Source organism: Nocardia sp. 852002-51101_SCH5132738 (assembly GCF_001665695.1).
GTDB lineage: Bacteria > Actinomycetota > Actinomycetes > Mycobacteriales > Mycobacteriaceae > Nocardia > Nocardia nova.
This window is the reverse complement of sequence record NZ_LZML01000167.1, coordinates 1-26,428: the sequence shown is the minus strand read 5'-3', so window position 1 is coordinate 26,428 and position 26,428 is coordinate 1. Positions and strand designations below refer to the sequence as shown.

Annotated in this window: 24 protein-coding genes; 13 read left to right on the top strand and 11 right to left on the bottom strand. The window is 69.2% G+C overall.

Annotated elements, in window-relative coordinates; genetic code table 11:
• The 3 genes from A5789_RS35980 to A5789_RS25860 all read left to right on the top strand — a co-directional run.
• The coding region (locus tag A5789_RS35980) for an SDR family oxidoreductase (RefSeq protein WP_156773031.1) at positions 1–195 on the top strand (195 nt) is incomplete at its 5' end.
• 43 nt (positions 196–238) lie between these two features.
• Positions 239–1,186, top strand: a complete 948-nt coding sequence (locus A5789_RS25865; RefSeq protein ID WP_193615467.1) for an alpha/beta hydrolase — start codon at positions 239–241, stop codon at positions 1,184–1,186.
• 136 nt (positions 1,187–1,322) lie between these two features.
• Entirely contained in the window at positions 1,323–2,546 is a 1,224-nt protein-coding gene (locus A5789_RS25860) for an RtcB family protein (protein WP_063015490.1), read from the top strand.
• 49 nt (positions 2,547–2,595) lie between these two features.
• Here A5789_RS25860 and A5789_RS25855 read toward each other — a convergent pair whose 3' ends face one another.
• Positions 2,596–3,075: a hypothetical protein gene (locus A5789_RS25855; protein ID WP_030512770.1), complete on the bottom strand. Its 480-nt coding sequence runs from the start codon at positions 3,073–3,075 to the stop codon at positions 2,596–2,598.
• A 149-nt stretch (positions 3,076–3,224) separates the two neighbouring features.
• Here A5789_RS25855 and A5789_RS25850 point away from each other — a divergent pair, with 149 nt between their 5' ends.
• The 4 genes from A5789_RS25850 (at position 3,225) to A5789_RS25835 (ending at position 8,297) form a co-directional block, all read left to right on the top strand.
• On the top strand, positions 3,225–4,112 hold the full coding sequence (locus tag A5789_RS25850; protein WP_063015489.1) for an alpha/beta fold hydrolase: 888 nt from the start codon (positions 3,225–3,227) through the stop codon (positions 4,110–4,112).
• A 115-nt stretch (positions 4,113–4,227) separates the two neighbouring features.
• Positions 4,228–6,342 (top strand): ATP-dependent DNA helicase RecQ, encoded by a 2,115-nt coding sequence (locus tag A5789_RS25845; protein WP_064902933.1) that lies wholly within the window; start codon positions 4,228–4,230, stop codon positions 6,340–6,342.
• A gap of 57 nt (positions 6,343–6,399) precedes the next feature.
• A complete protein-coding gene (ligD, locus tag A5789_RS25840; RefSeq protein ID WP_063015487.1) occupies positions 6,400–7,371 on the top strand; it encodes a non-homologous end-joining DNA ligase in 972 nt (323 codons plus the stop codon).
• Complete coding sequence (locus A5789_RS25835; RefSeq protein WP_064902931.1) at positions 7,368–8,297, top strand: D-isomer specific 2-hydroxyacid dehydrogenase family protein; 930 nt, start codon at positions 7,368–7,370, stop codon at positions 8,295–8,297. Before ligD ends, A5789_RS25835 begins: the two co-directional genes overlap by 4 nt.
• 13 nt (positions 8,298–8,310) lie before the next feature.
• Here A5789_RS25835 and A5789_RS25830 read toward each other — a convergent pair whose 3' ends face one another.
• Positions 8,311–8,772, bottom strand: a complete 462-nt coding sequence (locus A5789_RS25830) for a nuclear transport factor 2 family protein (RefSeq protein WP_064902929.1) — start codon at positions 8,770–8,772, stop codon at positions 8,311–8,313.
• Between the two features lie 91 nt (positions 8,773–8,863).
• Between A5789_RS25830 and A5789_RS25825 the strand changes: the two genes are divergently transcribed.
• A complete protein-coding gene (locus tag A5789_RS25825; RefSeq protein ID WP_064902927.1) occupies positions 8,864–9,469 on the top strand; it encodes a TetR/AcrR family transcriptional regulator in 606 nt (201 codons plus the stop codon).
• Between the two features lie 50 nt (positions 9,470–9,519).
• Here A5789_RS25825 and A5789_RS25820 read toward each other — a convergent pair whose 3' ends face one another.
• Entirely contained in the window at positions 9,520–10,788 is a 1,269-nt protein-coding gene (locus tag A5789_RS25820) for a S9 family peptidase (RefSeq protein WP_064902925.1), read from the bottom strand.
• A gap of 80 nt (positions 10,789–10,868) precedes the next feature.
• Between A5789_RS25820 and A5789_RS25815 the strand changes: the two genes are divergently transcribed.
• Positions 10,869–11,435, top strand: coding sequence for a helix-turn-helix domain-containing protein (locus tag A5789_RS25815; RefSeq protein ID WP_064902923.1), 567 nt, complete (start codon positions 10,869–10,871; stop codon positions 11,433–11,435).
• 280 nt (positions 11,436–11,715) lie between these two features.
• Positions 11,716–12,810, top strand: a complete 1,095-nt coding sequence (locus tag A5789_RS25810; protein ID WP_064902921.1) for a methyltransferase — start codon at positions 11,716–11,718, stop codon at positions 12,808–12,810.
• Between the two features lie 12 nt (positions 12,811–12,822).
• On the opposite strand, the gene A5789_RS25805 is transcribed toward A5789_RS25810, so the two are convergent.
• From A5789_RS25805 to A5789_RS25770, 8 genes are all read right to left on the bottom strand, one after another.
• Positions 12,823–13,389, bottom strand: a complete 567-nt coding sequence (locus A5789_RS25805; RefSeq protein ID WP_082940960.1) for a hypothetical protein — start codon at positions 13,387–13,389, stop codon at positions 12,823–12,825.
• Positions 13,390–13,625: 236 nt separating this feature from the next.
• Complete coding sequence (locus tag A5789_RS25800) at positions 13,626–14,681, bottom strand: hypothetical protein (protein WP_155525577.1); 1,056 nt, start codon at positions 14,679–14,681, stop codon at positions 13,626–13,628.
• Entirely contained in the window at positions 14,675–15,634 is a 960-nt protein-coding gene (locus A5789_RS25795) for a ScbA/BarX family gamma-butyrolactone biosynthesis protein (protein WP_064902919.1), read from the bottom strand. Before A5789_RS25795 ends, A5789_RS25800 begins: the two co-directional genes overlap by 7 nt.
• Positions 15,631–16,533: a nucleoside-diphosphate kinase gene (locus tag A5789_RS25790; RefSeq protein WP_064902917.1), complete on the bottom strand. Its 903-nt coding sequence runs from the start codon at positions 16,531–16,533 to the stop codon at positions 15,631–15,633. The genes A5789_RS25795 and A5789_RS25790 overlap by 4 nt, the downstream gene beginning before the upstream one ends.
• Positions 16,530–17,624, bottom strand: a complete 1,095-nt coding sequence (locus A5789_RS25785; protein WP_064902915.1) for an SDR family oxidoreductase — start codon at positions 17,622–17,624, stop codon at positions 16,530–16,532. Before A5789_RS25785 ends, A5789_RS25790 begins: the two co-directional genes overlap by 4 nt.
• Positions 17,621–17,872 carry an acyl carrier protein gene (locus tag A5789_RS25780; RefSeq protein WP_063017697.1) on the bottom strand — a complete coding sequence of 84 codons (252 nt, stop codon included), beginning with the start codon at positions 17,870–17,872 and terminating at the stop codon, positions 17,621–17,623. Before A5789_RS25780 ends, A5789_RS25785 begins: the two co-directional genes overlap by 4 nt.
• Positions 17,872–21,234: an AMP-binding protein gene (locus A5789_RS25775; RefSeq protein WP_064902913.1), complete on the bottom strand. Its 3,363-nt coding sequence runs from the start codon at positions 21,232–21,234 to the stop codon at positions 17,872–17,874. Before A5789_RS25775 ends, A5789_RS25780 begins: the two co-directional genes overlap by 1 nt.
• On the bottom strand, positions 21,224–23,905 hold the full coding sequence (locus A5789_RS25770) for a phosphoenolpyruvate synthase (protein WP_231953334.1): 2,682 nt from the start codon (positions 23,903–23,905) through the stop codon (positions 21,224–21,226). Before A5789_RS25770 ends, A5789_RS25775 begins: the two co-directional genes overlap by 11 nt.
• A gap of 270 nt (positions 23,906–24,175) precedes the next feature.
• Between A5789_RS25770 and A5789_RS25765 the strand changes: the two genes are divergently transcribed.
• From A5789_RS25765 to A5789_RS25755, 3 genes are all read left to right on the top strand, one after another.
• Positions 24,176–24,880: an ESX secretion-associated protein EspG gene (locus tag A5789_RS25765; RefSeq protein ID WP_063017692.1), complete on the top strand. Its 705-nt coding sequence runs from the start codon at positions 24,176–24,178 to the stop codon at positions 24,878–24,880.
• 217 nt (positions 24,881–25,097) lie between these two features.
• Positions 25,098–25,472: a hypothetical protein gene (locus tag A5789_RS25760; RefSeq protein ID WP_030512751.1), complete on the top strand. Its 375-nt coding sequence runs from the start codon at positions 25,098–25,100 to the stop codon at positions 25,470–25,472.
• On the top strand, positions 25,469–26,428 hold a 960-nt coding region (locus A5789_RS25755), incomplete at its 3' end, for a hypothetical protein (RefSeq protein ID WP_064927377.1). The genes A5789_RS25760 and A5789_RS25755, both read left to right, overlap by 4 nt.

Sequence of the window (26,428 nt, the reverse complement as noted above, 5' to 3'; positions counted from 1 at the left end):
GCTGGGTCGGTTGTCTGCCCATCAGCCCTGGCCTTCCGGATCGAGGTCGTAGCCGTGCAAAAGCCAACGGTCGCGGAGCTGGTCGCCTTCCTCGCCTCGGACGCATCGTCGTATGTCACCGGCGCGGAAGTCACCATTGACGGCGGACTCGCCGCCGGAAAGTTCATGCCTCCGGAACCGCAGGAGGCGCCGTGAGCAGGCCGAACGCTTACGCGGCGACGGGCGGTAGCCCATGCCGATGACGCCGCATACACGCGCGGTAGTCGATGCGGCGACCGCCGCGTTTCCCAAGCTCGGGACCGAAGTGCTCGACGCGGCCCAGGCCCGGCGACAGCTCGCGTCTCGCCCCGCGGCGCCGGTTGTGCCGATTGCGGTTGCGACGGTGCGGGATTCGACCGTCCCGGGCCGTGGTGACGTCGACATCCCGGTGCGGGTGTACACCCCGCGGGGTGGCGCCGAGCCGCTGCCGGTCGTGCTGTTCTGCCATGGTGGTGGCTTCGTGATCTGCAGTCTCGACAGCCACGATCAGTTCTGCCGGACGATGGCGAACGAGACCGGCGCACTGGTGGTTTCGGTGGATTACCGGCAAGCCCCGGAACATCGGTTCCCGGCCGCCGCACAGGACGCGTACGCCGTGCTGTGCTGGATCGGCGCGGCCATCGCGCAATACGGCGGCGACCCCACCCGGATCGCCGTGGCCGGGGACAGCGCGGGCGGCAATCTGGCGGCGGTCGCGGCCCTGATGGCGCGCGATCTGGGCGGCCCGGAGGTGGCAGCGCAGCTGCTGATGTATCCGATGCTGGACCCGACGCGCGCCGGCGCGTCGTACCGGGACAACGCACAGGGCTATTTCGTCACCGACGATCATCTGCGCTGGTACTGGGAGCAGTACCTCGGCGATGCCGACGGCACCGACCCGTACGCGGCGCCCCTGCTGGCGGATCCGGCCGGGCTGCCTCCGGCGCATATCGCCACCGCGGAGTACGACCCACTGCGCGACGAGGGCGAGGCCTACGGCGCACACCTGGCCGCCGCCGGTGTCCCGGTCGAGGTGCACCGCTACGAGGGCATGTTCCACGGCTTCATGACCATGGGCGATGTGCTGCCCGACACCGCCACCGCGAACGAACGCGCCTTCGCGGCACTGCGCCGGGCGTTCGCGCTGCGCGCAGGGAGCACGCCGTGACCGTCCAGCGGAGGTTCCGGCCGATGGGCTGACGCGCGGTCGCCCGCGGCGGGCAACCGATCGAATATTCGAGTGCGTCCTCGCCCCGAGATCCCTACCGTGAACAGGGAGAGTTCGTTCACGAAAGGATCGGATCATGTTTCCCGTCGAGCTGCGCGGCACCAAGGCGCAGACGCTCATGTGGGCCCACGAGCACGAGGTCGAGCCGGCCGCGCTGCAGCAGCTGCGCACCCTCGCCCAACTGGAATGGGTCTACGGCGTCCGCGTGATGCCCGACGTGCATCTCGGTAAGGGAGCCACGGTCGGGTCCGTCATCGCCATGAAGGACGCCGTCGCCCCGGCCGCAGTCGGCGTCGACATCGGCTGCGGGATGGAAGCGGTCGCGACCTCGCTGACCGCCTCCGATCTGCCGGACGATCTGCATTCGCTGCGTTCGCGCATCGAGGCGGCCGTTCCGGTCGGATTCAACGCGCACAAGGAGCCGGTGAAGGTCACCCGCCTGCAGATGGACGTGCACGGCCGCCGGGCGACCGGCGCCACGCTGCGGGCCGGATGGTCCGCGTTCTGGAGCCGGTTCGGCGATCTCGACCCGGCGGTGCAGCAGCGAGAGTCCAAGGCGCACAAGCAGATGGGCACCCTCGGCGGCGGCAACCACTTCATCGAGGTCTGCCTCGACACCGAACAGCGCGTGTGGATTCTGCTGCACTCCGGAAGCCGCAATATCGGCAAGGAACTGGCGGAGCGGCATATCGCCGTGGCACGCACCCTGCCGCAGAACCGGGACCTGCCGGATCGCGATCTGGCGGTATTCCTTTCCGGCACACCGGAAATGGATGCCTACCGGCGCGACCTCACCTGGGCGCAGGAGTACGCGGCGCGCAATCGGGCGGTGATGCTCGACCTGGTGTGTGGTGCGGTGCGTGACGAATTCGATTCGCTGGCGGTACGTTTCGACGAGCCCATCTCCTGCCACCACAACTACGTGTCGGAAGAGATCATCGACGGCATGCCGATGCTGGTGACCCGCAAGGGCGCGGTGCGGGCCGGGGCCGGTGACCTCGCTCTGATCCCCGGATCCATGGGTACCCGCTCGTATGTGGTGCGGGGCAAGGGAAATCCCGCCTCGTTCCAGTCCGCATCGCACGGTGCGGGCCGCCGCATGAGCCGCAATGCGGCCAAACGGCAGTTCACCGTCGCGGATCTGATCGCGCAGACCGACGGCGTGGAGTCGCGCAAGGACGCCGGGGTGATCGACGAGATCCCCGCGGCCTACAAGGACATCGACACCGTCATCGCGGCGCAGAGCGATCTGGTCGACGTGGTCGCGACGCTGCGTCAGGTGCTGTGCGTGAAGGGCTGAATGCGGATTCGTTCCGGCATGCCGGGTCGGCATGCCGGAACGACCGGAGTCATTTGCGCAGCACTCCGACCATGCCCGCGCCCAGCAGCATCATGCCCGAGATGAGGGCGAAGCCGTAGGTCACCCAGGAGTGCAGCGCCACCTGCATCGTGGCGTCGGTGAAGGGGAGGTCGCCGATCAGGCGGAAGGTGTCGTCCGGGTACAGCAGATGCAGCACACCGGGGAAGATCCCCCACACCAGACTGGCCACGATCGTGCCGACCGGCGAGAAGGCTGCCATCGCGGCGACGAACAACAAGAGCAGGGAACCGCCGAAGATCTCCAGCGCCGCGGTCCAGCGATCGGTCACCGCACCGACGATGACCCAGTACCGGATATCGGCTCCCCCCTTGGCGGCGAACGCGATTCCGATGGGCGTCACGATCAGCCCGAACAACACGCCCGAGAGGGTCCGGCTGGTGACACCGCGGCTTTGGAACTGCGCCCCCGGTGGGGCCCAATCCGCAGGTGATTCGAACTTCTTGGCCATCGCCCGTTCCTCCCGCATTCCCGCGCATGCCAGTGGACCTCGCAGTCCGATCGCCCTCATTGTCCTGCCTCGCGGCCGAAAATGCCCGACGCCGGGCGGAAAACGTTCGTGGCGTGGCGGTCCCGGGTTGCCGATGGTTAGCATCGGCTATGCCCTCGACATCCGGATCTGCCCGACCGCCCGAAATTCCCGGAGTGCGCCGCAGTTTCATCGAGGCCCGCGGCGTGCGATTCCACGTCACCGAGGCCGGTGTGCCCGACGGCCGGCCGGTGCTGCTGCTGCACGGATGGCCTCAGCACCACTACGCCTATCGGCATCTGCTCGCCGATCCTCCCGCCGGGCTGCGCCTCATCGCCCCGGATCTGCCGGGGTACGGATGGTCCGGACCACCTCCGCATCGCTGGGCCAAGGAGGACGTCGCCTCCGATCTGCTGGCGCTGGTGGACGAGCTCGAACTGTCCCGGCTGCTGCTCGCCGGTCACGACTGGGGCGGGTTCGTCGGATTCCTCATGGTGCTGCGGGAGCCGGAGCGGTTCGAGGGCTATCTGCCGCTCAATATCGCGCACCCGTGGATCACCGCCAAGACCTTCGCGCCGCATGCGTGGCGCTTCCTGATGTACCAGCCGCTCGTGGCCACATTCGGCGTGCCGTTGCAGCGGTACACGCCGTTCGTCGATCGCCTGTTGCGGCTCGACGCCGAGGCCCGGCGCACGTTCACCCCGGAACTCGCCCGGATCTACGGCGAGCGGTTCCGCGATCCGGCGGTGGCCCGCGCGGCCACCGATACCTACCGCACCTTCTGGTTGCGGGAACTTCCCGCCGCCCGCCATCCGGAACGCCGCCGCGCGACGATCCCGATCCGGGCGCTGTTCGGCACCGGCGACGCGGCCATCCACCCGGCGCTGGCGGCCGCGGAGACCGCGCGGGCCGACGACTACACCGTCGAATATGTCCACGGCTGCGGGCATTTCATCCCGGAGGAGCGACCGGACCTCGTCCGGGACCGGCTGCTGGCGCTGGCCGCCGAAACCGGTTAGATACCGCCGTGACCGGGCGGTCCTCCGCCAGGCCGGCCGGTTCTCGGACCGAGTTTCCGGGCACGGGGTGCGGCTGTAGCCGGATGGTGGCCAGGTGTCGGAGGGGTCGGGCACGATGGAGCGCGTGACTACCACCGAGCTGCGCGAATCCGCCGAATCCCTGCTGCGCGAGCTGGCCGGGCCCGAGGCGCGGCTGCGCGAGGATCAGTGGACGGCCATCGAAGCGCTGGTCGTCCAGCGGCGGCGGGCGCTCGTCGTCCAGCGCACCGGCTGGGGCAAATCGGCGGTGTACTTCATCGCCGCCCGGTTGCTGCGGTCGCAGGGGCGCGGGCCGACGGTGATCGTGTCACCGCTGCTGGCGTTGATGCGCAACCAGGTCGCCGCCGCGCGCCGGGCGGGCGTGATCGCGGAGACGATCAACTCCGGCAACGTCACCGAATGGGACGAGATCCATCAGCGGGTCGCCGCCGGTGAGGTCGATGTGCTGCTCGTCAGTCCGGAACGGTTGAACAATCCCGATTTCCGCGATTCGGTGCTGCCCAAACTGGCCGCCGACGCCGGCCTGGTCGTGGTCGACGAGGCGCACTGCATCTCCGACTGGGGCCACGATTTCCGCCCCGACTACCGCCGCATCCGCACCCTGATCGCCGACCTCGGCGAGGACATCCCGGTGCTGGCGACCACCGCGACCGCCAACGACCGCGTGGTCACCGACGTCGCCACGCAGATCGGCACCGACACCCTGGTGTTGCGCGGCACCCTGGACCGGGAGTCGCTGCATCTGTCCGTCGTGCGGATCGACGACGCCGTCCAGCGCACCACCTGGCTCAGCCGGCAACTGGGCGAGCTACCCGGCTCCGGAATCATCTACACCCTCACCGTCGCGGCCGCCCACGACTTGGCCGACGTCCTCGCCGACCACGGCTACCCCGTTGCGGCCTACACCGGCCGCACCGAACCCGGGGAACGCGAAACCCTCGAACAGGCCCTGCTGGACAACGACGTCAAGGCGCTGGTCGCCACGTCGGCGCTCGGCATGGGTTTCGACAAACCCGACCTCGGCTTCGTGGTCCACGTCGGCGCCCCCTCCTCCCCCATCGCCTACTACCAGCAGGTCGGCCGCGCCGGACGCGGACTGGTCGCGAGCGGTTCCGGCCCTTCCAACCGCGCGGAGGTCATCCTGTTGCCCGGTCCCGAGGACCGGCGGATCTGGAATTACTTTGCCTCCGTGGCCTTTCCGCGGGAGCAGGTGGTGCGGTCGGTACTGGCCGCGCTGGACTACGAACGGCCCCTGTCCACGGTGGCCCTCGAACCGCTGGTGGAACTGAGCCGGTCGCGGTTGGAGATGGTGCTCAAGGTGCTGGATGTGGACGGCGCCGTGCGGCGGGTGCGCGGCGGCTGGCTGGCCACCGGGCAACCGTGGACCTACGACACCGAGCGCTACGAGCGCCTCGACCGGGCGCGCGAAGCGGAACAGAACGCCATGCTCGAGTATCAGAGCACCACCGAGTGCCGGATGAACTTCCTGCGCCGCCAACTCGACGATCCGGGCCTCGCCCCGGACGCGCCCGGGTGTGGTCGCTGCGACAACTGCACCGGTCGCCGTTTCGACGTCTCGGTCGACGCCGCCGAGGTGGCCACCATCCGCGCCCGGCTGGACCGGCCCGGAATCGATCTGCTCCCCCGCAAGCAATGGCCGACCGGGCTGTCGAAGCTGGGAGTTCCGTTGTCCGGCAAAATTTCCGACGGCCCCGAGGTGGGCCGGGTGCTGGGCCGGCTCAGCGATCTGGGGTGGGGCCAGCGCCTGCGAACGCTGCTCGACGCCCCCGACGGCCCCGCGCCCGACCACATCGTCGACGCCTGCATCGCCGTTCTGCGCGAATGGAATTGGACGCAGCGCCCGGGAGCGGTGATGGCACTGCAATCGGCGACGCATCCCGCGCTGGCCGCCGACCTGGCCGCCCGCCTGGCGCGCATCGGCCGTCTCACCGACCTCGGGGTCCTGCACACCCGGCCCGACCGGCCACCGGTGTCGGCGGCCAACTCCGCCCACCGCGTCGCAGCCCTGTTCGACTCGTGGGAAACCCCCGACCTCACCGGGCTCGACACTCCCGTCCTGCTGGTCGACACCCACACCGACACCGGCTGGACCCTCACCCTCGCGGCCCGCACCCTCCGCCACGCCGGCGCCCCCGCCGTCCTCCCCTTCGCCCTGGCGACCCCGACGTGAGGCCCGCACGCGGCGCGTACAGTGCCCGGCGATCGATCACCCACTATCGTCGATCCGGTGACCAGTAAGTCGACGCCGGCGGTGGAGTTGACGGTCGGCGAGCATACGGTGCGGGTGTCGAATCCCGATCGGGTGTACTTCCCGGAACTCGGGGCGACGAAACTCGATCTGGTGCAGTACTACCTGAGCGTCGGCGACGGGATCGTCAACGCCCTGCGGGACCGGCCGTGCATGCTGCACCGCTTCCCGAAGGGATTGCCGGGCGGGAAGGTACATCAGAAGCGGCTGCCGGCGGGGGCGCCGGACTGGATTCCGACCGTGCGCGTGCACTTTCCGCGCTACAACCGGTATGCGGACGAACTGTGCGTGCGGGAACTGGCGGACGTGATCTGGGCGGTGCAGATGTCGACGGTCGAGTTCCATCCGTGGAACTCGCGCCGCTTCGACACCGAGAAGCCGGACGAATGGCGCATCGATCTGGATCCGATGCCGGATTGCCCGTGGTCGCGGGTTCAGCGCGTCGCGGAGGTCGCGCACGAGGTTCTCGACGAGCTGGGCGCGGTCGGCTGGCCCAAAACCTCCGGCGGACACGGCCTGCACATCTACGTGCGCATCGCCCCCGAGCACGGCTTCCAGCAGGTGCGCCGCGCCGCGCTGGCCTTCGCGCAGGAGGTGGAGCGCCGCGCCCCCGATGATGTGACCACGACGTGGTGGCGCCGCGACCGCGATCCGGCACTGCTGTTCGTCGACTACAACCAGAACGCCCGCGATCACACCATCGCCGCCGCCTACTCGGTGCGCGGGAATGCGGCCGCGACCGTCTCGACCCCGGTGCGGTGGAACGAGATTCCCGATATCGAACCGAACGACTTCACGATCAACACCGTCCCCGCCCGCTACGCCGAAGTCGGCGATCTGCACGCGGGCATCGACGACGCGGTCTTCGACCTGAATACGCTGCTGGAATGGGCGGACCGCGACCGGGTCGAGGTGGACCTCGACGAGGACGAAGGAGCACACGAGGCATGACGGGCGCACCCCGCATCGCACTGGCACCGATCACCGACGACCGTGTGGCACAGGCGATCACCGGCGCGGGAGCACAACTCGCGGAGCTGGGTGAGGCCAGGGCGCTGGTGTGGGACGGCGGTCCGAACGGATTCCCCGACCTGCCCGCATCGATCGAATGGGTGCAGCTGTACTCCGCCGGGGTCGAGGAGTTCTTCGCCGCCGGCATCTTCGAACGCTGCCCGAATGTGGTGTTCACCTCGGCCGCGGGTGCTTTCGCGAAAAGTGTTGCCGAGGGCACGATGGCGCTGCTGCTCGCCGGTGTGCGGTATCTGCCGGAACATATCCGCGCCCACAGCTGGCGGCAGGGCGAATTCTTCCCCCATATCGGGACCCTGCGCGGGGCGACCGTCGCGGTGGTCGGCGCGGGCGGTATCGGTCGCGAGGTCATCGCCATGCTGGAGCCGTTCGGGGCCCGGGTGATCGCCGTCAGCCGCTCCGGCCGGCCGATCGAGGCTCCCAATGTGGCGGACACGATTCCGGCGGAGCGGCTTTCGGAGGTGTGGGCTCGGGCCGATCACGTGGTCGTCGCCGCCCCCGCCACCGACGGCACCCGGCACCTGGTCGGCAAAGACGAACTCGCTCAGCTGAAACCGCATTCGTGGGTGGTCAATGTCGCCCGTGGCTCGCTCATCGACACCGAGGCTCTGGTCGCCGCACTGCGGCAGGGCGCCATCGGCGGCGCGGGCCTGGACGTGACCGATCCCGAACCGCTCCCCGATGGCCATCCGCTCTGGGACCTCCCGAATGTGATCATCACCCCGCACGATTCCAACCCGCCGCAGCTGCGGACGGCCGCGTTCGCCGAACACGTCGCCGAGAACGTCCGCCGCTTCGCGCAAGGGCGTGAGCTCATCGCCCGAATCGATCCGGCCGCCGGTTACTGATCACCGCCGATGGCTACCGCAGGGGGATGTCGACCCCGTGCTGCTCGGCCGGGCGCGGACCGAATATCCGGCGTTCGGCCTCGGTGATGGGCACGTCGTTTATGCTCGCCTCCCGGCGTGCCATCAACCCCTGGTCGGTAAATTCCCACAGCTCGTTGCCGTAGCTGCGCCACCACTGACCGGTACGATCGTGCCATTCGTACTGGAACCGGACGGCCATGCGGTTTCCGCGGAAGCCCCACAGGCTCTTGCGCAGCGCGTAGTCGAGTTCGCGTTCCCACTTCGCGGTCAGGAATTCGACGATCTGCTCCCGGCCGGTGATGAATTCGTCCCGGTTCCGCCAGGCCGAGTCGGGGGTGTACGCGAGCGCGACCCGCTGCGGGTCGCGGGTGTTCCACGCATCCTCGGCCGCCTGCACCTTCTGTGCGGCGGTTTCCAGGGTGAACGGCGGATAGGGCGGGCGTGTTTCGGACATCGGATTCCTGCCTTTCAACGGAGAACGTTCATTCTCCACCGATGCGTTACAGTAGGGAACGTACGTTCTCGATGTCAAGGGAGTCCGGTCCATGCCCGCCGCGCTCAGCGCCGAACGCAATGCCTCCGACCGCACGGCGCTGCTCGACGCCGCCGAGCGGTTGATGTACGCGCACGGCGTGCAGGCGGTGGGCATGGACCGGATCCGCGAAGCGTCCGGCCTGTCGCTGAAGCGGATCTACTCCATGTTCCCCACCAAGGAGGACCTCGTCGTGGCGATGCTGCGCCGCCGCGACGAGCGGTGGCGACAGGCGCTGGCCGAGCATGTCGAACGGTACGAGGACCCCACGCGGCGAGTGCTCGCGATCTTCGAGTGGCTTCGGGAGTGGTTCGGCGAGAACGGGTTTCGCGGCTGCGCGTGGATCAATATCCACGGTGAGCTCGGCGCCGACTCCCCGGCCGTCCTGGCGGAAGTGCGCTCGCACAAGGCGGCGTTTCGCACCATGATCGCCGAATGGGTGGACGCGACCGGGACCGACGCCGCCGACGCGATCTACCTGCTCGCCGAGGGGGCCATCGTCACCGCGGGCATCACCGGAGACCCCGAGATCGCGTCGGTAGCGGAATCCTCGGCCGCTCGGACACTTTCGGCCGCTCGGCCCGGCGAACCGAACGAACGACGGGCGCGCCGGGGCTGAGTTCAGCTCCAACCATTCGGCGTCCCTCGTTCCGACTGGCAGCCGCCCCCTTACGATCGCCCGCTTGCCGCCTCGGCCCCCGCCTCCGCGGCCGCCGCCACCCAGGCTGCGATGTCGGCGACCACAGCCTCGTCGACATGTTGTGGCGCTTCGTAATCCGACGGCGTGGACGGACCGCTTCCCGCGAAGAACATGTGGTCATCGGATTCGTAGACGCGAATGTCCACGTCGCCTCGGCCGTCGAAAGCTTGCCGCCATCCGGCCAGATCGTCGGCGACGGTGACCTGATAATCGCGTCCGCCCTGAGCGATGAACATGGGCTTGCGCACCGCGAGCGCGGTGGCGACCGGGTCGTATTCGCGCAGGTCCAGCCAGGTGCCGGCCGCCAGCCCCAGGGGCAACTCACCGGCCGGAGTGGATTCGGACAAATCGGCGCGTTCCACTCGTTCGGCCTGGACGAGAAGTTCCCCGGGATCCGGCAGCACCGCTCGCGCGGACTCCGGCGCGACCGCCGTCAGATAACGGGCGACGCGCACGGCCGCGCGCTGCATCGGCTGGGTATCGGCGGCCAGCAGGATCACACCGGCGGTCGCCGGTTCGGCCGCCGCGACGCGCGGGGCGTATCTGCCACCCATGCTGTGCCCGAGGACGAAGATCCGGCAAGGATCGACATCGGCACGCGCCCGCAGGGCCCGCACGGCCGCGACCGCCGGCGGCACGTAATCGGCGGTCGGAGTGATGTCCGCCCAGTTCCCACCGCGCGCCGCTTCGAGATGACTCGGCTTGTCGAAGCGCAGCACGACAAGCCCGCCGGTCGCCAGGCCCCAGGCGATGTCTTTCATCGTCTTGTTCGCACCGGCCGTACCGTCTCGATCGAAAGGTCCACCGCCACTGAGCAATACGACCGCAGGATGCCGCGTGGCGGTTCGACGCGGAACGCTCACCGTGCCCGGGACCGGACCGACCGCGGTCTCGAGGGCGATCTCCTCCTCGTCGAACGCCGCCGAGTCGGCGTAGTGCGGCGGTTGCCACGGCGGCACATCGTGCGCGATGCGCAGGCCGCTCAGTTTCCCGCGCACGACCGACATGAGGATCGTCGCCTCCCGGTCCGGGACCGGCACCGCCACTACGCCGTCGCGAACCTCCGCGGCACCGGGCGTCGCACCCGGCCCGATCTCCCGATGCCAAGCGGCGGTGAGGTTTTCCGGCGACAGTAGTGCGCGCAGCGGAGTCCCGAAATGCTCGTAGGCCTCGCCGAATCGGCCCGCGCACAGCATCCGGACCACGGCCTCACCCACTGCGGCGTCGTTGCGGTTCATCGGGTCCTCCCTTACACCGCCGATCGCGGCGCTATTGTTCTCAACTTTGAGAAAGGTAGCAAGAATGAGAAGATTTGCCAATGGGACCGATCGAACTGCTGGCACATCCGGTGCGCCTGCGCATCGTGCACGCGATGTCCGGCGGCCATACGCTGACCACCGCGCAGTTGTGCGCGCGCCTTCCCGACGTCTCGAAGGCCACGGTCTATCGCCACGTGGATCTCCTGACCGGTGGCGGGATTCTCGAGGTGACCGAGGAGCGGCGGGTGCGCGGGGCGGTGGAGCGGCATTACCGGTTGCGCCGCGAGCGGGCCGTCATCGACACCGACGCGGTGGCCGCCGCGAGCCGTGACGAGCATCGCGCCGTCTTCACCACCGCGATGACCACCCTGCTCGCGGAGTTCAACGCCTATCTCGATCGCGAGAACGCCGATCCCGCAACCGACTCCGTCGGGTACCGCCAGCATGCCCTGTGGCTCGACTCGGACGAGCTGGCGGACCTCATCGCCGATTTGCGTGCCGCGATCGTTCCGCGCCTGCACAACGAGCCGGCCGACGGCCGGACACAATATTTGTTGAGCCCCATACTTTTTCCGATCGGCCACCCGCACACCGAGAGCCGGAACGGGGTCGGCACCACCGAGTGAGGCGCAGCGGACACCGCAGTGCGTGCCATGCGCCGGCTACTCCCCGATCCGCGCGCGCTGCCCGAAATCGAGCCGGTGAAGGCCCCGATCCGACCAACACCGACGCCTGCGCCCCGCATTCAGCTTCATCCCGGCCATAAGCGCCGACAACACCAGACCCAGCAGCGGCCCATCCCGCGACGGGCAGTCTCCACCGTCCCCCGCGGTACGGTGGCCGCGTTTCCGTTTTACGCCGTAGGCTGCGGAGCGCGACCCTGTCCGCCTATCGGAGGAGTTGTGCATGGTGTTCGGGTTACCGAAATTGCCGCCGCTGCCGGTGGTGCGGGCCGTCGAGACCGTTCGCTACGCGCTCGGCGAAGCCTATCGGCGGTTGGCGCCGGCGCCGCTGTCGTTGATGGAGTTGCTGGCGGCGGGGTGGCTGGCGCAGGCGATTCACGCGGCGGCGGCACTGGGGATCGCCGATGAGCTGGCGCGGGGACCGCTCACCGGCGCCGAGCTGGCGCGGCGTGTGGGAGCGGACGAGGACGCGCTGCGCCGGCTGTTGCGGCTGCTCATCAGTCACGGCATCTTCGCTCAGCGGCGCGACGGACGGTACGGGCTCACCGCGCCCGCTCGTGCGCTGTGCAGCGACTCCCCGGAATCGCTGCGTGATGCCGCACTGTTCTTCGGCTCGGCCACGCACCGGGCGCATTGGACACATGTGGTCGATGCGGTGCGGACCGGCAAGCCGGTGGGGCCACAGCTGGACGGGGCGCCCTTCTTCGAATACATCCGCACCGACCGTCGATTCGGTGATCTGTTCGACCGCGCGATGACCAGCATCGGATCGCTCACCACGGAATCCTTGTTCGCCGCTTACGATTTCGGGCGCTTTGCGACGATCGTGGACGTCGGCGGCGGACGCGGCGCGATGCTCTCCGAGATCCTCTCGCGCGCACCCGGCACCCGGGGCATCCTGTTCGACCTGCCCGATGTGGTGGCGGGTGCGGCGGAGCGGTTCGCGGCCGCCGGATTCGACGGGCGAGCCCAGGTGGCGCCGGGGTCCTTTTTCGAATCGGTTCCCGCGGGCGCGGACGCGTATCTGCTCAAACACGTGATTCACGATTGGCCCGATGCGCGCGCCGAGCAGATCCTGCGCACCGTACGCGCCGCGATGGCCCCGGCCGCCCGGCTGATCATCGTGGAAATCGTGCTGCCCCAGGACAATCGGCCGCATCCGGGCAAGTACACCGACCTGGAGATGTTGATCAACAGCGGCGGCCGCGAGCGCAGCGCCGGTGACTACCGCGCTCTGCTCGCGCGCTGCGGTTTCGAGCTGACCCGCATCACCGAGACGGTGTCACCGGAATCCGTGATCGAGGCGCGACCGGTATAAGGGCCGCCCGCGCTATCGCGGACCGCGCGGCCGCCGACGCGGATACGGGCGGACATTGCCGACATGCTGCTCGACCAGTTCGCCCCACCAATTGGCGAGGGAGCCGACCAGAAACCATGCGGCCCGGATTCGTTCGTCGTCGACCGTCTCGGCGTCGCGCAGCAGGACCGTGGCGCGCACCTGCGCGGCGGCGAGTCCGTCGACGGCCGCGCCGAGGGACCGCGCATGCGCCGGGGCGCCGGTGCGGTCGCTGACCCAGCGGTCGATGTGGACGACGATTTCCCTTCTACGGCAGTCGATCTCCGCTGCGCGCACCGGGGAGCGACGGCGGACGAGGTGGAGTTCGGCCAGTTGGCGGGTGGCCCGGGTGACCGGATGGTCGTCGGCCTGGTCGCCGATATGACCGCAGCAGGCGGCGAGTAGTTCGTGCCCGTCGGGTATTCCGGGGTGCAGTTCGGCGGCCGTGCCCGGGGCGCCCGTCCCCACGGCGCCCCGGTCCACCGCGGCGGCGCACCGGCCGCGCAGCCCACCCGGGCCGGTCCGCGCGGCGCGGCCGTACGGCTGCGGGGCGGCGGACATCGGATACCTCCGGAAGGGTCGTGGTTGCACCCGACGCCACGAACGAGACACCGGACCGCGAGCCCGACGCGGCAAGGGCAAACCGCGCCGGATCCGGTGTGCCGCACGATGCGAAGGGGGCAATCCTGCGGCGCCGGGTGCTACTCCCAAGCGTGCGCGCTCGCGGCGGCCCGGTCACTGCCCTTTCAGTGGCCTTCCGATGCCCCTGGGCCGTGAACCCCTGTCCGCCATGGGAACTATCGCCAGGTCACGGCCGTGACGATGAGAATCAGATACAACACCAGTACGAATACCACAGCCGGGATGACGGGATACGCGCGGGTGGCCGAATCCGACTCCCCGCCCGATTCACCGGACGACGCCGGACCGGCTCGGACAGGTTCGGGCGGCGACGGCGAGACCGATGTCCTGGTGAGGAACGAGCCTGCCGCCAGGGCCGGAAGTAGCAACAGTCCCACCGGTATCCACAGCAGCAGCGCCCACGGCAGCGGATGGTCCCACGGTCGGCTGAGCAACACATCGGCACCGACCGCGAGGGCCGCGAAACCCACGGTCGCGACGACGCTCCCCCGCACTCCTAGCACATTCGAGTAGTACCACTGCCCCGGCCTGACGTCGGCCACCGTCTTGCGCGCGAATTCGAAGTGCAGGAACGCGGCCGCGAAGATCAGTGCGACCCAGGCTGTCCGCCAACCACTTTCGACCTGACCGGTATCGATCGCCGAGCGCACGAGGTAGGCGATGATCCACAACTGCACCGGGTAGGTCACGGCCAGGTTCAGCAGCAGGTCGCCGCGTATCCGCGCCGACACGCTTTCCAGCCCCCACAGCGCGAGGCCGTACCCCATCGCGGCGACGACGAGGGCCGCGGACCACCACGACAGCAGCGACGACACCACGGTCAGCGCCACCGCGATCACCCCGATCGCGACCCACAGTTCGCCGACCCCTACCGCCCCCGTGACCAGCGGCCGCTCCGGATTGTGCACGCGGTCGTAGTCGAGGTCCTTGATCTCGTCCACCATGCGCAGATACAGCAGCAGGAGCGCGACGACGACGACGCGCACCGCCGTCGCCCATCCCGGGCGCCATGCGGAGTCCGGATGCGACACCACGGCCGCGGTGCCCTCCACAGCGCCGACGAACAGGACCGCGTAGAGCAGATGATGCGTTTCGTAGCGCGCGACGGTGAACCGCGCGATCCGCACGAGGGCCGATCCGGACGCTCGATATCGGTTCGCGGACACTTCCTGCTCCGACCGGCCGGCGGGCGCGGCGGAACCGCTCAGCATTCCGCCTCGTCGGTGTCGTAACGCAGGCCGATGCGCGCGGCCACCCCACCGCATTGGTGGATTTCGCAATCGATCTGTCCCGGAACGGAATCCGAGGCGCGCGCCACACATTCGGCGCGGTGGTCCAGTTCCACGAACCGCTCGAAGGAACTGGAGACCCCGATCAGCCGGCCCGGCTCCGACACCGCCATCGCGGTGACCGTCTGACGTGCCGCCTCGAGCAGCACACTGCCGGGCACGTGATCCACCGGGTGGTCGAACAGGATCGGATGCCCGGTGTCGATCACCAGCTCGGCGCCCGCCGCCGCGCCCACCCGTCGCAGCGGGCCGATCACCACATTGCGCGCGTTGGCCCGGCCCGCGTCGGTCGCCTCGGCCGACTGCCCGGGTGGCAGCGCGGCGCCGATGTCGCCGAGCCCCAGTGCGGTGCGCAAACCGCCGCGCAGCGCCTCCCAGCGCGACGGCGACACCCAGGTGAAGGATCCGTCCACGATCATCAGCGGCACTCCCCCGCATTCGATGTCGAGCACCATATCCACACCCTGCAGCACCTCGCCGCGCCGATGGCGGCGCGAAATCTGCACCGACATCACAAGATCCGCGGGCGCGGGCCCGATCGCCCAGTTGTCGCTCTCGGCGACCGCACCGTTGAAGGTGCGCACCACGAAGCCGAAATCCTGTGGAACGCCGAAGTATTCGTGCGTGAGCGCGATTGCCGCCTGGCGGGCCGCCTCCATCACCAGCAGGGGGTCGTAGCTGCCGTCCCACGGTGCCAGGTGGTCGCCGTAGAAGGCGTGCATGCGCGGTAGCTGGGCGCCGACCACGAATTCGTCGGACCGCGCGGCGTGCAGGGAGGTGACGAAGACTTCCGATACCGCGCAGCGGTGGGCGAGATGGCGGGAGATGGTGTGCACATGGCTCGTGGTCGGGATGGTCGCGGTGTCGATCGTCATGGTCGTGCCTCCAACCAGTCGTGTGCGGATACCGGGGGCAGGGTCTGGCGCCGCCCGCCGTTGCGCATGGGAAGTACCTGGGAGCCGAGGACGATGGCCGACCACGGATCGATCGAACGGCCCGTGGCCCAGGCGCGCCGCAACAGCAGCGCACAGTCCTCGTCCCGATCGGGATCGAAGTCCGCCGGAACGTCGCCGAGGTCGGCGAGCAGACGCGCGGTGGCGGCGGAACGCGTGAAAACCCGTGCGGGAGTTCGGGAATACAGCTTCACGGCGCAGGCGGCGGCTTCGGCACCGCGGTCCTCCCCGGTCCCGATCTCATGCAGCACCCGCGCGCGGGTGTCGGTGTCGAAGTAGATCGCGAACTCCCGCAGCACATCGGCCGGATCGTCCGGCGAATGCACCAGATTCAGCAGATAGCTGTATCTGCCCAGAACATAACGTAATTCGCCCGGCTGCCGCTTACCCGGATCGGTCGGTCCCTTGGCCGCCGTGAGCCGCACCGAGGTCGGCAGCGCCTCCGGTTCGCCGGAGACGACGAGGACCAGCGCGTCGGAAATCTCGGTCAGCAGATCGGCCAGTCGCCGCCGCTCCGGCGAGGCGATATTCCACGCGAAATACCACAGCGCGCGCACCAGATGCCGGTCGACCACGCAGATACGGGACGACACGACACGGAAGTCGTTGTCCCGCAACCACTGCAGGGTCGGTTCGACCGCCCGGGCCACGATCGCGTCCGGTTTCAGCAGCAGCAGTGAGTATCGGCGGGAGAATTCGGCCGCGTCGAGTCCGGCCGCACCGAGGTGGTCGACGGTCTCCTGGACGTAGGTGTCCTCGGCATAGGCGGCCGCCTTGTCCGGCAGCGGTGTCGACGCCGCCAGCAGTTGCGCCAGGTTCATCGGCTGCCTCCCGCCTTCGCGCCCGAGGTGAAGCGCGCCAGCACATCCGGTACCGAGGGCAGCGGATCGCCGAGGTAGCCGCTCTCCAGGCAGTGGTCCAGGAGCACTCGCAGATACGGCTTGCCGGTCGCGGGACAATCCCGTCCGAGCAGAGCGTGGGTCGCGGTGGTGTCGAACAGCGGGCGGCGGGCGAAGTAGCTCGTATAGAGCGCGCCGATGCGCTGGAAGTATTCACGTTCCAGCGGTTCCAGGTCGTCCACCGAGAAGGTGGCTTCGGGAACGAAGGTCGCGACGTGGAAGGACGGATATTCGGCGAGGACGTCCGAAATATCGCGCAGCGACAGCGCATCGGCGCCGACGGCGTGAAAGGTCTGTCCCACAGCGGATTCGAAGTCGGTGGCGGCGGCGGTGATCACATCGGCGACGAAGTCGACCGGGGCGAGTGCGATCGTGGCGTCGTAGCGGCCGGGCAGCGAACGCAGTTTGCCCTCGACGATCAACTTCACCACCGTGTAGAGGTTCTTGTAGTCACGGATCACGCCGGTGCCGGCGGCGCCGGTGACGACACCGGGGCGCACGACCGCCCAGCGCAGTCCCGGTGTGCAACGCACCTGACGTTCGGCGCGGAACTTACTGTCCTCGTAGCCGTTTCCGAACGCTTGCCCGACGTCGAGTTCCGCCTCGGCGACGACACCGGTCCGCATCCCGCAGACATAGGCGGTGCTCACGTACACCAGCGGCACGTCCCAGCGCAGCGCCAGCTCGATCGCGTGCGCGGTGCCGCGCACGTTCAGTTCCTCGTAGTCGCCGGCGGTGGCATCGAAAGCGGTGGTCGCGGCGGCGTGCACGATCATGCCGACGCGGGAACCGAGTTCGGCGGCGTCGTGCCGGGACAGGCCGAACCCCAGCCGCCGGATATCGCCGCGCACCGTCTCGATGCCGTCCAGCTGCGAACCGTCGTTGCCGACGATCCGCGAAGTGCTGTGCAGCACACCGACAACGGGCCGCCCCGCCGCACCGAGGCGCGCCACCACCTCGGCGCCGACCAGGCCGCCCGCGCCGGTCACCAGTACGGCGTCGTGGCCGGTCACAATCCCACCCCCTCGATCAGGGTCACCACGTCCCCGATGCGGCGCACGCCGGCCAGCTGTTCGGGGCGGTAGCGCGGTAGGTCGAAGGCCTGTTCGAGGACCAGCGTCAGCTCCATCAAGCGCAGCGAGTCGAAGCCGAGATCCTCGATCAGCCGCAACCGGTCACCCGGTTCGGCGGGCGGCGCCGGCGCCATCGCGACGACGAGTCGGCGAACCCGTTCCGCCACTGGGCTGTCCACATTCGTCATCACTGTCCTCCGTCGTGCTGGTGGGGTTGCTGCCCGCCCGAGCCGAGCAGGTCGCGGGCCTCGTCGAGGGGCAGTTCGGTGTCGAGGTAGGCGGCCGGGCGCAGCCAGTCGTAGCTGATGTCGAGGGTGCGCCGCCATTGCTCCCGCGAATCGAACGACGCCGGGAACTGCGTGCCACCGGCGATCTCTCGCACGGCCGCAGCGAGTTCGTCCAGCACGGCCAGCTCGTCCAGGCCGCTCGCACCCGATCCGAGGACCGCGGAGAAGCGCAGTGCCGACGCGCGGTCGACCAGCTCCCGCAGCGATCCCGCATCCGGCACCAGCGCGGTCAGCGTCGGACCGGGCGCGACGTCCGCGGGTAGCGGGTGAATACCGTAGGTGGACAGCACCATTCGCACACACATGGCGATCGTGCGATGCGCCGCGATATCGGCAACCGCACCCTGGCCCGCCTTGACCGCGCCCATCAGATCCTCGCGCGCGTTCTCCAGGACCACGTTCGACCAGACCACCTCCATCGCACAGGCGACGAAGCGCCGGGCCGGCAGCGGTGACAGGGTCGCGATATCCCCGTCCGCGCCGCCGCCGGCGAGTCCGAGCGCGGGCATCCGCGTGGACGGAATCGGCGTGACGGGGCGTAGCGGTTTGCACATGGCGAGCGCGGGACGCAGTATCTCGCCGCCGCGCAGAGCCAGTCCGACGAAGCCCAGGCGGACGAATTCGGCGAGTTCGGTCCCGATCGGCGACCGGCGCAGGATGTCGGCGACCGATTTGCGGGCGACGACGGCACGCCAGGCCGCGGCACCGCGAGCCGAGAGCGCGAAGACATCGGTGTCGTCGCGCAGGACATGGATCCGGTCCCCGATAGGCCAGGTGGTCACGCCGTCGATCCGGGCCAGCAGAATCCGGTCGGGATCATCGGCGACGTCCGCGATGCCGAATCGCCGAGCCAGTGCGAGCAGCTCGTCGAGTGTCGCGGTGTCCGGAAGACCACGGTAGGCGTCGATCAGCTCGGCGGCGCCCGGATCGACCGAGGCTATTCGATCGAGCTGTCGCGGAAGCCATTTCGTCTCGATATAGGTTTCCCCGCGCGTCGCGCCCCACGATTTGACGGCTTGGAGCAGGCCGTCGCGGGCCCACCCGTCGGCTTCCGCGTCGGCGCCCATCGCGTGCAACGCGACCGCGAACCACAGCGCGTGCCGGCTGCGCCGAGCCCACCAGTCGGACACGGTCGCCGCGAAGGTGCCGGCGGGCAGCAGCGCCGACAACCCGTCCAGATCCACGGCCGCGCTCGACCGCACCACCGTCGCGTTCCGGAACCGCTGACACCGGTTCAGCACGTCCTCGTCGAGGTCACCGGCGCCGTCCGCACCGGCCACCCGCGCGAGTTGCGCCCGCAGTTGCGCCTCGGACCGGGTGCGGATCTCGATGCGACGGCCGTCGGCGAACACCACGGTCGGTAGCGTCGGCATCTCCTCGGCACCGGGTGCCACGATCAGGAAGTCGATATCGGAACCCTCGTTGCCGAACCCCTCCGCCAGCGACCCCTCGAACAGAGCGGCGGAATTCGGCGGGATCGAGACCGTTTCCAGTGCGGCGGCCAGCAGCCGCTCGGCACGATCGAGCGGCAGCGCGGGCTCGGTGGACAGACCCGCCGTGGTGGTGTCGGTGGCGGGATGTTCGGTGGCGCCCGCCAAACGCCCCTCGGTATACAGCTGCCACATGTGGCGGCGGCGCGGTTTGCCGCTCGAGGTGCGGCGGATGAAGCCACGCGGTCCGGTGACGACGCCCACGGTGCCCGCGGGCCCCAGTTCGCCCCGCACCACGGTCCGGGCTCGGGCAATCCACTCCCCCGGCGCGGTTTCGGCGAACAGCACGATGCCGGGTGTGGCGCCGCCGGTCAGCGAGACCGCCGCGAGCTTGCCCTTGGTGATACCGGTTTCGCGGGCCACCCGCGATTCGATGTCCTCCATGAACACCGAACGTCCCCGGACCTTCAGGCTCGTGCCCATCCGGCCCAGCACGAATACCTCGTCGTGATACCGGAATCCGGCGTCGCCGGTGTAGAGCCGGCCGTCGGTGATGCGTGTTGCGCCGCCAGTGCCGTCGGTATAGCCGAGTGCGACCGAATCGCCGATCACCACCATCTCCCCGAGCACCCCGTCGGGCAGTTCGCGGCCGTCCTCGTCCACGACCACGACGGTGGATTCGGGAGTGGAGAAGCCGAGGCCGGTGATCCAGCCCGGGCCGCTCACCCACCGATCGTCGGCGAGTGCGACCTCCGCGACGACTCGCACCCGCTCACCGGGCCGCAGGGTCGCCGTATCGAGGCGCAAGGCCGTCAGCGGCCGGTCACGCGCCGAGGAGGTGACCATCAGCGTGGCCTCGGCCAGACCGTAGGCGAGGGTGTAGGCCCGGGCGGAAAAGCCGCGCGCGCCGGTGAGTTCGGCGAACGACCGCAGATCCTCGACTTCGACCGGTTCGGAACCGACCGCGAGGGTCCGCCATCCGGACAGGTCCAGATCGGCGATGTCGTCCGGGGAAACGCGGTGTGCGACATAGCCGAGGGCGAACGACGGCGACGGCGAATGCTGGGCGTGCGCCATCGCCCGCAGCCAGCGCGCGGGATCGCGCACGAACTGATCGGGCCGCATCAGATACAGGTCCCCCTGATTGGCGACCGTGGTGAGGAATGCGCCGACGAGGCCCATATCGTGGTAGAGCGGCAGCCAGGAGACCATCGCCTCGCCGGGCCGCCAGTCGATCAGCCGGCTGATCATCCGGATGTTGTTGGCCAGGTTGTGCCACGACACGCGCACCCCGCGCGGGGTTCCGGTCGACCCGGAGGTGAATTGCAGCAGTGCCGTCTCGGCCACGGGCGCGAGCGTCCGTTCGGCGGGCGTCCCGGTTTCGGCCACGACGACCGGTTCGTCGGCGCGCCCGGCCGCGGTCATCGCCTGCCGGACCAGCGCTTCCAGCTCCACCGAGGTGACGACCACGCGGGGCGCGGCTTGGTCGAGTATCGCCGCGACATGCGCGACATACTGCTCCACATCGGCGAACATCGGCGGCGCGATGGGCGTGAACACCCCGCCGCAGGCCCAGACGGCGTAAAACGCGGCGACACAGGGGAATCCGGTCGGCATGACGACGCAGACGCCGGCCTCGTCATCGCCCGCGAGCCCCCGTTCGCGCAGCCGGCCCGCGACCGACCAGGTCAGCTCGGCGAGCTCCGCGTAGCTGCGGAACTGCCAGCCGTCCGCTTCGTCGGCGAGGTGGATGCCGGTGGCGGTGGCGGGATTCACCAGCCAGCCGCGCACCAATTCCTGGTCGTCGCCGGTCGTCGGCAGTTCACTGGGCATCGCTTGCCTCCCCTTCATCGAGCACGGTGACGGTTCCACTGCTGCCGTCGACCCGCAACGGCATACCGGTACGAACGGATCTGGTGACGCCCGGAATCTGCACCACCGTCGGCACGCCGAGCTCGCGCGCGACGATGGCGACATGGGTGAGCGGGCTGCCGCGCTCGACGACCAGTGCGGTCGCCGACGGCAACACCGCCACCCAGCCCGGATCGGTTCGATAGGTGACGAGCACACCGCCCGCCACATCGCGCGGTTCGTCGACCACCACCGCCGGTCCCGTCCCGATACCGCCGCCTGACGGCGTCCCGGTGAAGACCGCGCCCGCGGTCGCCGCCGGAGTGTCGGTGATCGGCACCCAGCCGACCGCCGCGAGTTCGGCCGGACCGAAACCACCGCCATGGGTGACGAAGCGGGCCGGCGCGACCAGGCGCGCGTCGGCGGCGCGCTGCTGTTTGCGGGCGGCGACCACCGCGCGCAGACCGGCCGTCTCGCCGCCCTCGTAGCAGCTGCGCAGTTGCGGCAGCGTCAGGTAGAACACATCGGAGAATTCGTCGATGATATTGCGCCGCAACAGGTCTCGTCCCATGATTCGGATTGTTCGCTTGACCATGCCGAAGGCGCGGGTACGGCAGAAGCGCAGACTCTCCCGATGCGCGGCACAGCGAGCCACCTTGCGCCGCAAGCGTTCATAGATCGCACGGCGCCAACCACGCAGGTGCGCATCGAGATATCGTTGCGCGTCGTCGGCGGCGCGGTCCTGCTGTTCCGGTAGCGCCGCCAGCACCATGACGAACAGGCCCGACGGATCCTCCCGCAGATCCGGCGTCTCGAGCTTCAGTTCGTCGAGGCTGCGATAGCCGTAGCGGTCGATGTATTCGTCGACGCGCGCCCGGAATTCGTCGTGGCCCGCCGTCACCAGCGCGTCGTACACACCTTCCGGGGCAGTGCTTTCCAGTAGTTTGCGCAGTTCGGCGTTCTCGCGGACGGTGGCGGCGAGGGCGGACATCGCGCGGGCCGGCTCGGCGGATTCGACGTCGGCCCCGGGCCCCGCGACGGCGTAGAGGAACCACTCCGGCGCCTTCGGCAGGAATAGCCGGGTGAGCACGTACAGCAGGCCGGTGAGGGTCAGCAGCATCGCGTCCAGAACCATCATCGGACCCCAGCGGTGCACCAGCTCCCGATCGAGTTCGCGATAGCGGGCGTAGGCCTGGGCGCCGGTGTCGGCGCTGTCGTCATGGGATTCGAAATCGTCGTAGACGCGGTAGAAATCGTCGAGGAACCGCCGCATCATGGCGTCGATCCCGGCGATGCGGCGCAGATAGATCGCGGTGGTGCGCGTCCGGGACAGCACTCGCCGCACCGGATTGCCGAAAGTGAACGGGCGCAGCGTCTTAGCGATGTCGTCGGGCAGTGGTTCGGCCACGCCGAGCGCGGCCTCGAGGACACGGCGGTTGAGCGGATAGCCGGGCGCGATGCCGACCATCCGGTACCAGTGCAGCAGGTTGTAGTAGACGCGGCCGTGGAAGTAGCCGAGCAGCACCGGAGTCCAGCTGTCGGTCTGCGCAACCTGCGCCCGCGGCACGCCCAGGGATTCGGCGTATCCGCGATACACCCGGCCGTAGATATCGGCCGCGGTGGTGAAGGTGAGCGGTGAGGTGATCCCGCTGAAACTCTCGATGATGTTGGAGTTGTCCCAGATTCGCAGGTCGCCGTCCGGCACCGCCTCCCCGGCGCCGCGCAACGAATCTCCGACCGCGGTGGTCACCGGGCGTGCCTGCAGCACCCAGAGCCGGCCTTCCGCATCGAAGGCCCATTCGACGTCCTGCGGGGCGCCGGTCGAGCTCTCGATCCGACGGCCGACCTCGATCAGCCGGGTCACCTGATCCGGAGTGAGCGCCGGTCGTGAACGCAGCGCGGGATCGACCTCCACCGCGATGCAGCCCTGGTCGCCGTCGGGTCGGTAGCGAGTCGCCTTCTCTCCCAAGGTCGTATCGATGACTTCGCCCGAAAACTTGTCCGCGACATAGGTATCGGCGTCCACCGCACCGGAGACCAGCCCTTCGCCCAGTCCGTAGACGGCACTGATCAGCATCCGGTCCGTAGCGCCGGTGCTCGGATCGCAGGTGAACAGCACACCGCTGGCCTCCGCCGCGATCAGGCGTTGCACGATGACCGCCGGCATCTCCGGAAGCGCCAGTCCGTGCGCGAAACAGTAGGTGATCACCCGCGGCGACAACGCCGAGGCCCAGCAGGCCGTCACCACCGAGGCGATCGCCTCGGCGCCGGAGACGTTCAGGAACGAATCGAATTGCCCGGCAAACGAATACGTGGTTCCGTCCTCCACTGCCGCAGACGACCGGACCGCCACCGGACCACGGCCGAGACGCCGCCACACCTCGTCCATCGCGCCGACGAGAGCATCCGGAGGTGTGGCGGTCATGATGCTCGCGCGCAGCCGGGCGCCGCGGATCAGCGCCTCGTCGAGGTCGGTGGCGACCACGAAATCCCCTGCCGCCGCGACGATCTCGGACGGCATGTGCTCGAACAGCGACGGCTCGACGACCAGCCAATCCGGCACCGGCAACGCCGCATCGCGCAACCGACGCAGCCCGGCCGCCTTCCCGCCCGCCTCCGCGGCTTCGGCAAGGCTCGCTTCGGATTCGTGCACCAGGTCTCCTGTCATCGCGGACCGTGCGCCTGCCCAGCGGTCGCTCGCAGAGTTCGTAACGATATATCTGAAGTGTCGACGTTTCGGAATACCGGTGATCACGTATCCGGCATGCCGCGATGCACAGGCGGTCACCACGGCGTTGTCTCGATATACCGGCCCCGCTCACCGGTGTTAACCGAATTCCGAACAAGATCGGCTGGCCGCCCGCCGGGTGCGCGGCTACGCTACGTTGAGGCTCGTGACGATCGGTGGAGGGTGTAATTCGGCGTGAGTTGGACATTCACACCGGACGAGTTCGCGCACATCTGGCGCGAGACCGACCTCGATCGCCATCCCTTCCCGCTTCGCATTCTCGAGTCACCCCGCACCGAGGACGAGGCGGCCACCTTGCGCAAGACCCTCGAGGTACGGCTGCCGCTCGGCGCGGACCCCGACCTGTCCGCCTGTCTGCGCATCCTCGCCGCGCCGCACACCCGCGTGGTCGCGATCGGGGGCGCGCACAGCGCGGGAACCGAAATCCGGGCGGTGGCGGCGGCGATCTACGACCACGCCGTACTCGCGATCCAGGAACCGGGACGCACACCCGGATTCGGCGGATCCATCCGCTTGTCGATCGGTCACACCGCCAAACTGGGCGCCCGCATCGCCGCCCTGCTGCCCGAGTGCCCGGCCGGAGGCGAACCCGCACGCTCGGCGCCGAGCGAAGCGGTGCGCGACGACGACTGCCCACGGCCGACCTCGCCGCCGGCGCCGCGCATACGCCGCCTGCTGCTGAAACCGCATACCGCCGAGGGACATATCCGCATCGAATCCGGATTGGACCGGGCCACACCACCCCCACCGCTGTACTACACCTGGATCGACGTCGCCGACGACGGGCGCTATCTCATCAAGGCGGGCGACGAAGTCCACATCGTGCCCGCGAGCCGGCAGCAGATCGGCGCTCATCTGCAAAAACGCATTCCGCGATGACTGTGGCATGCACGGATTCGGGCAACTCGGGCTGACCGGACATCGCCGGAACCAGTAAGCTGGGTCGACCTGCAGCCTCACCGGGAAGCCGCCTCGGCCATCCCTCATCGGGCTGTGTGATTACAGCCCAATGGGGAGCCCTACGTGGTAATGCTCCGCTGCCGCCTTCGGGCGTTCCCCATTAGGCTGATCGGACCGACCGATCTCAGGGGTGCGCATGACGATCGAGACCAGCCAGGCCGATATCACCCGTTTCCTGCAGGCCGCGCGTGGGGGAACCGTCACCTTCGATCCTGCGGCCGCGCGTGGGTGCGCGGAGATCTATCAGCAGCAGGCCGACCGGCTTCGGGAACTACAGCAGCGCCTCGATTCGGTGTCGCAGCTCAGCGGCTTCGGAGGCTTCTTCTCCGCGCAGCAGCTGCAGGCCGGCTTCGGCCGTAAGGCGCGCGATGCGGCCGAACTGCTCGACCAGTACATTGCCGCCGCCTACCGCATGAAAGAGGCCTTCCTGACCAGCGCCGGGCTCTACGAGGAGGCCGATTCCGCGCATGCGGCCGCGCTGCGGGCGATCTCCTCCGGACTGTCGCGATGAGTGCCGAATTCCGTTACGGGCCGGCCGCTTCGCACACCGACCCCCAATACATCAGCGCCATGGAACATTTCGAGTCGATGACGCATGAGCAGATCCACACCGGAACCGAGAAGATCGAGGCCGGTGAGATTCTGCAGGCCTCGCTGATCTGGTTGGAGGCGGCCGCCACGCTGACCGGATCCATGCCCGCCACCCGATCGCAGGCCGAACGAATCATGGATCACGCCGGATGGCAGGGCCCGGCCGCCGAGGCCGCCGCCGCGAGCGCGCACAGCTTCGCCGCCTCCGTCGACGAGTTGGCCGCTGTCTTCGGTGAGGTCGGTGCTCGGCTCGGGGCGGTCGCCGGAGCCGCGGAAGCTGTCAAAATGGCGGTACCGCCGCCGGGCGATTCCGGACCGGTGGGCGCCATCGCCCGGGTGCTCGAGGCCGCGCATGTGATCGATGCGCGCATCGCCCAGGAGGTCATGCGTCAAGAGGCGATTCTGACGATGAACATGATCTACAAACCGGCCTACTCCGCCGCGGGCACCGCGGTCCCGGCCCTGCCCGAACCCCCGGCACAAGCCGACCCCGGCGGACCGCGCCCCAGCGCTCCCGCAAGCCCGGACGGCGACCGGCCGCAATCACACCAAAGCCCCACCGCCCCACTGCCTTCCGAGCCGGAGCCCTCGACACCCGATCAGGCACCGGACTCGGCCACTGCCCCCGGCACACCCACGCCGCACTCGCCGTCTGCACCCACGCCGCCGTCGCCATCCGCATCCACGCCGCAATCGCCGTCTGCACCCGCACCCGCACCCGCACCCGAGAGCCCAGCTCCCGCACCTTCGCAGACGCAACCCGCGCCCGCGCCCGGCGACCCGGCACCGAGTCCCTCAGCGCCACCGGCAGCACTCGAGCCCAGCACGACACCGCCCGTGACCATCCCGCTCACGGCCCCGCTCCCACCGACGCCA

Excerpts from the sequence above, each read along its gene's own strand:
- A5789_RS25865 (WP_193615467.1), top strand. The coding sequence starts at position 239 with ATGACGCCGCATACACGCGCGGTAGTCGATGCGGCGACCGCCGCGTTT.
- A5789_RS25860 (WP_063015490.1), top strand. The coding sequence starts at position 1,323 with ATGTTTCCCGTCGAGCTGCGCGGCACCAAGGCGCAGACGCTCATGTGG.
- A5789_RS25855 (WP_030512770.1), bottom strand. The coding sequence starts at position 3,075 with ATGGCCAAGAAGTTCGAATCACCTGCGGATTGGGCCCCACCGGGGGCG.
- A5789_RS25850 (WP_063015489.1), top strand. The coding sequence starts at position 3,225 with ATGCCCTCGACATCCGGATCTGCCCGACCGCCCGAAATTCCCGGAGTG.
- A5789_RS25845 (WP_064902933.1), top strand. The coding sequence starts at position 4,228 with ATGGAGCGCGTGACTACCACCGAGCTGCGCGAATCCGCCGAATCCCTG.
- A5789_RS25835 (WP_064902931.1), top strand. The coding sequence starts at position 7,368 with ATGACGGGCGCACCCCGCATCGCACTGGCACCGATCACCGACGACCGT.
- A5789_RS25830 (WP_064902929.1), bottom strand. The coding sequence starts at position 8,772 with ATGTCCGAAACACGCCCGCCCTATCCGCCGTTCACCCTGGAAACCGCC.
- A5789_RS25825 (WP_064902927.1), top strand. The coding sequence starts at position 8,864 with ATGCCCGCCGCGCTCAGCGCCGAACGCAATGCCTCCGACCGCACGGCG.
- A5789_RS25820 (WP_064902925.1), bottom strand. The coding sequence starts at position 10,788 with ATGAACCGCAACGACGCCGCAGTGGGTGAGGCCGTGGTCCGGATGCTG.
- A5789_RS25815 (WP_064902923.1), top strand. The coding sequence starts at position 10,869 with ATGGGACCGATCGAACTGCTGGCACATCCGGTGCGCCTGCGCATCGTG.
- A5789_RS25810 (WP_064902921.1), top strand. The coding sequence starts at position 11,716 with ATGGTGTTCGGGTTACCGAAATTGCCGCCGCTGCCGGTGGTGCGGGCC.
- A5789_RS25805 (WP_082940960.1), bottom strand. The coding sequence starts at position 13,389 with ATGTCCGCCGCCCCGCAGCCGTACGGCCGCGCCGCGCGGACCGGCCCG.
- A5789_RS25800 (WP_155525577.1), bottom strand. The coding sequence starts at position 14,681 with ATGCTGAGCGGTTCCGCCGCGCCCGCCGGCCGGTCGGAGCAGGAAGTG.
- A5789_RS25795 (WP_064902919.1), bottom strand. The coding sequence starts at position 15,634 with ATGACGATCGACACCGCGACCATCCCGACCACGAGCCATGTGCACACC.
- A5789_RS25790 (WP_064902917.1), bottom strand. The coding sequence starts at position 16,533 with ATGAACCTGGCGCAACTGCTGGCGGCGTCGACACCGCTGCCGGACAAG.
- A5789_RS25780 (WP_063017697.1), bottom strand. The coding sequence starts at position 17,872 with ATGACGAATGTGGACAGCCCAGTGGCGGAACGGGTTCGCCGACTCGTC.
- A5789_RS25775 (WP_064902913.1), bottom strand. The coding sequence starts at position 21,234 with ATGCCCAGTGAACTGCCGACGACCGGCGACGACCAGGAATTGGTGCGC.
- A5789_RS25760 (WP_030512751.1), top strand. The coding sequence starts at position 25,098 with ATGACGATCGAGACCAGCCAGGCCGATATCACCCGTTTCCTGCAGGCC.